General features: G+C 73.3%; 3 protein-coding genes and 1 pseudogene. 1 reads left to right on the forward strand and 3 read right to left on the reverse strand.

Annotated elements, in window-relative coordinates; translation table 11 throughout:
* Together ACWJ6R_RS34215 and ACWJ6R_RS34220 are read right to left on the reverse strand one after the other, a co-directional pair.
* Nucleotides 1-652: dihydrodipicolinate synthase family protein (locus tag ACWJ6R_RS34215; RefSeq protein ID WP_449066185.1), on the reverse strand; the 652-nt coding region annotated here is incomplete at its 3' end.
* Nucleotides 653-747: 95 nt separating this feature from the next.
* Entirely contained in the window at nt 748-1,602 is an 855-nt protein-coding gene (locus ACWJ6R_RS34220) for a tryptophan 2,3-dioxygenase (protein WP_449066186.1), read from the reverse strand.
* Nucleotides 1,603-1,743: 141 nt separating this feature from the next.
* Between ACWJ6R_RS34220 and ACWJ6R_RS34225 the strand changes: the two genes are divergently transcribed.
* A complete protein-coding gene (locus tag ACWJ6R_RS34225; protein WP_068895485.1) occupies nt 1,744-2,175 on the forward strand; it encodes an Lrp/AsnC family transcriptional regulator in 432 nt (143 codons plus the stop codon).
* 28 nt (nt 2,176-2,203) lie between these two features.
* Here the strand turns inward: ACWJ6R_RS34225 and ACWJ6R_RS34230 are convergent.
* Nucleotides 2,204-2,661: pseudogene (locus ACWJ6R_RS34230) on the reverse strand (hypothetical protein); the annotation flags it as partial.

The following is a 2,661-nucleotide window of genomic DNA, read 5'->3' on the forward strand; positions in this document are numbered from 1 at the left end:
CGGCGAAGTCGGCGGTGCGCAGGTGGGCGGTGGCGAGGACGCCGCCGGGGGCGCCCAGGGCGAGCAGCACGGAGAAGAACGCGTCGTCGCCGGCCAGCACCGCGAAGTCCTCCGGCGGGTCGGCCAGCAGGGCGACGGTGTCGGCGTCGACGCCGCCGACCGCCTGCTTGACCCCCCGCACCATGGGCAGCGCGCCGATCTCGCGCAGCGCGGCGGCGCCCGCGGCCTGGCCGGTCCGGTGGGGGACGTTGTAGACGATCAGCGGGACCGGGCTGTGCCGGGACAGCTCGGTGAAGTGGGCCAGCACCCCCGCCTCGCCGGGGCGGACGAAGGACGGCACGGCGACCAGCGCGGCGTCCGCCACCCCGCCGAGGTCGCGCAGGGCCTCGGCGGTGGCGCGGGTGCCGCTCGATCCGGCTCCCACCACCAGCGTCGCCCCCCGCTCCCGGCGGACGCGGGCGCACACTTCGACGACCGCCCGCCGCTCCTTCCCGGTGAGCATGGCGGCCTCGGCGGTGGTGCCGAGCGCGACCAGGCCGCTCGCGCCGGCGTCGAGCACGGCGTGCGCGAGGCCCTCCAGCGCCTCGGCGGCGACTTCGCCGTCGGCGGCGAACGGGGTGATCAGCGGGACGAGGACACCGGAGAACGTCATGGTCCGAGCCTGGCAGCCACCAGGTGTTCAGGTCCAGTTAGCTTTCGTTGAGCGAATCGTTAAGCCCTGCTGATCCGTCGCGCTGCGGGGCCGTCTCACATCAGCGTGCGGGCGGTCCAGAGCTCGGGGAAGATCTCCCGGCGCATGCTCCGCTCCAGCCAGGTCATCCCGCTGGATCCGCCCGAACCGGGCTTGGCGCCCATGGAGCGGCGGACCGCCATCAGGTGGCGGTAGCGCCAGTCGGAGAACTGCTCGGCCAGGTCGGTGAGCGCCTCGGCCAGCGGCGCCAGCGGGCTCGCGTAGACCTCGACCCAGACCGCCTCCACCTGCTGGCTCGGCTGGTACTCGGCGGCGTGGTCGCGCTCGGTCGCCTGGCGCGGGACCGCGAAGCCGTTGCGGGCCAGGAAGGCCAGCACCGAGTCGTAGAGGCTGGGCCGGGCCAGCGCGTCCACGAGCTCGTCGTAGGCCTCGGGGTTGCGGCGGTGCGGGCGGATGAGCGCCTCGGACTTGATGCCGAGCAGGAACTCCACGTGCCGGTAGTACGCCGACTGGAAGCCGGACGCCTCGCCGAGCGCGTCGCGGAACTGGTTGAACTGCGCCGGGGTGAGCCAGCTCAGCGAGGACCAGGCCGCGTTGAGCGCCTCGAAGTGCCGGACGCTCCGCTTGATCGTCATGATCGCCGCCGCGGCGTCGTCGTCGTCGAGCTGCCGCTGGGCCAGCCGCCACTCCGAGCGGAGCAGCCCGAAGTACAGCTCCATCACCTGCGTGGTGACCAGGAAGGCGAGCTCCTCCGGAGCGTCGGTGACGGTGCGCTGGAGCCGGTGCAGCACCGCGGTGCCCACATAGTCGTCGTACGGCGTGGCGGAGTCGAATCCGAGCGTGGGCAGCCCCTCGTTCTCGGCGGCCCGCTCGGCCCGCTCCCGCTCGGTGCGCTGCTTGATGCTGTTCACTTCTCCCCCTTTTACGGTCTTCCTTCCATCCTGTCCCACTCCCACGGATATCGAAATAACGCAATAAAGGTGATTTGATGGTTTACCTTGGGATCAGAAGGGTGAAAGCCGGATTCGGTTTGCGGATGACGGAGCGTGACAATGGACGCCATGGACTGGGCACTCCTGGCTGAGCTGCAGAAAGACGCCCGGCTCTCCTACAGCGAGCTCTCCCGCCGGGTCCACCTGTCCGCCCCGGCCGTGGCCGAGCGGGTGCGGCGGATGGAGGAGTCCGGGGTGATCACCGGCTACCACGCCCGGGTGGACCCGGCCCGGGCCGGGCGCGCGGTGGCGGCGCTGATCAGGATGTCGTGCTACGGGCCGCGGTGCGTGCTCCGCGACGAGCAGGCGCTGGCCTGGCCGGAGATCCTGGAGGTGCACCGGGTGACCGGGGAGACGTGCTGCCTGATGCGGGTGTCGGCCGCCTCCATGACGGCCTTCGAGGAGCTGATCGACCGGCTGGCGCCGTACGGTCACCCGTCGAGCATGATGGTGCTCTCCAGCCCGGTCCCCTGGCGCCCGCTCTCCCCCTGAGCGGCCGCTTCCCCGTCCGGGCGGCCGTTCAGGGGGAGAGCGGGGGCCGGGGACCCCGGAGGACCCGGTCGGCGATCGCCCTCGCGGCGGCCCGCCAGATCGGCGAGGCGGGGTCGATCACGTCGAAGTGGTCGCCGGTCGCCTCCAGGTACGTCACGTCGTCGCCCGCGGCGCGGGCGGCCCGCGCGTAGCGGCGGCCCAGGTCGACCAGGTCGAGGTCGTCCCCGTCGCCCTGGACGACGAGCTGCGGGACCTTCAGCGGCAGGCGCTCCAGCGGGCTGGAGCGGGCGTAGACCTCGGGCGCCTCGCCGACCGGGCCGCCCAGGGCCGCGGCGACCGCGCCCCCCGCTGAGGTGGCGGCGGTCGCCCCTCCACCAGGTCGAAGCACCCCCCGCCAGGGAGACCGCCAGCGCGACCCGGCCGTCGTCGGCCGCCGCGCGCAGGGCGAGCTGCCCGCCCGCGGAGTGGGCCGATCACCACGACCGG

Source organism: Planomonospora algeriensis, from assembly GCF_977012225.1.

Coding starts and splice junctions, on each gene's coding strand:
- ACWJ6R_RS34225 (WP_068895485.1), top strand. CDS start 1,744: ATGGACGCCATGGACTGGGCACTCCTGGCTGAGCTGCAGAAAGACGCC.